Source organism: Prevotella conceptionensis 9403948 (assembly GCF_000312305.1).
GTDB lineage: Bacteria > Bacteroidota > Bacteroidia > Bacteroidales > Bacteroidaceae > Prevotella > Prevotella conceptionensis.
In genome coordinates this window covers 35,970-37,370 of the sequence record NZ_HE999451.1, presented here as the reverse complement: position 1 = coordinate 37,370, position 1,401 = coordinate 35,970, and the positions used below count along the sequence as shown (strand labels likewise).

General features: G+C 50.9%; 1 protein-coding gene. It reads right to left on the bottom strand.

Going from position 1 to position 1,401, the window contains the following annotated elements; all coding sequences use genetic code 11:
• Positions 1-121: 121 nt before the first annotated feature.
• Positions 122-808: a PASTA domain-containing protein gene (locus tag BN93_RS12720; protein ID WP_019188706.1), complete on the bottom strand. Its 687-nt coding sequence runs from the start codon at positions 806-808 to the stop codon at positions 122-124.
• Positions 809-1,401: the final 593 nt, after the last annotated feature.

Here is a 1,401-nt window from a genome sequence, read left to right as displayed (position 1 = left end):
ACTATGCGCAGGTGTTCGTACAGTTGCCCCGTGTCGTCGTCCTGTTCTTCTATCTCCTCTATATAGTCGGTCATGCGTTGTTGTTGTTGAAGTGTGCCTCTCGGCCTGTCCCAGTGGCGACTTAGTTGCCCCGTTGCGGCGTTTCGGCAGGCGTAACCACGTCGAACTCGTCTACGTCGCCCTCTCCTTCCTGGTCCTCTTGTTGGTTTTTATAGTTGGGTTCCACATAGTCGATGGTCGTATCCGTTTCCGAACGCGAGCCATTCCCCACCTGCAACACCACCACAGCATCTACGGGTATCTTGTCGCCAGCCACCACATGCCGTCCGTTCACCGTAGCACCGTACACCCATTCGCGTTCGCCCACAATGAATTGCGGTTCGCCCACCCTGAAACCCATCGCCCTAAGCTTGGCCATAGCCTCGCGCATCGAGCTGTTGTCTACGATGTCGGGCATGGTAATGGTGGGTGTGTTACCCGAGTTTACGATTACATAGACCACATGGCCCGTCTTAACGCAGTCGCCGGGCTGTGGCGATTGCTCCAAGATGCAATCCGCGGGCAGTGTCCGCACATATCCCGTATCGGTAACTTCGATAAGCAACCCCACGTTGGCCAGCATCTGTTTGGCATCGGCGAACGACTTATGTTTGATGTCGGGTATGGGTATGGCCTCGCCATGATGGGTGTACATGTCGATACCGAACTTAGCACCCACCACAAGTAGAACCACCACAGCCGCCATAGCCGCGAGATTTAACCAGATATATTTGCTTGTTAGTTTGCCGAAAAAATCTGATGACTTCATTTTTTATGCTATACTTAAAGGCAAAGGTAGTGCAAATAGCACAAAACACAAAGAAAAAGACAAAAAAAAGACGACTGCTACATCCTCATGCCACAGTCGCCCCACAAATTTAAGAGAGTTTTTTTATCAACGAGAGTCTGTTCTCGCTAATCATGAATAGATTGAAATATGATGTTCGCTGCCCTTTCGCAAGGGGCTTACACCGCCTCTTCCCTATCCTAATAAAATGAATTGATTTCACAGAAACGATGTGGAAGAGTTCGGCTACGCACTTCGTAACCGGCTGCAAAGTTAACCAAAAAATGTGAATTTTGCAAATAAAACCAGCCTTTTGCGCAGATTTTGAAGACACATAGGCCATTTAGCGCTTGACATGCGCGCGCCAAAATTCGCACGAAAGGGGCAAACGAAACGTGCACCAACACGTGTTTCGGCCATGTGTTGGTGAAGCTTGTACGCCCCTGTGCTACCAAGGGCACATCACAAGGGGCAGTGCGCAAAAGACGGTTGCGCCTTGCACGTACGAAGTTCCGCGTTTAAAGGGCAGCCCGCAACAGCCGCCATGCAGGTAAAGCCGCACACGCCAGCATCCG

Bases quoted from the DNA above. Each gene is read 5' to 3' on its own strand.
- BN93_RS12720 (WP_019188706.1), bottom strand. From the start codon at position 808: ATGAAGTCATCAGATTTTTTCGGCAAACTAACAAGCAAATATATCTGG.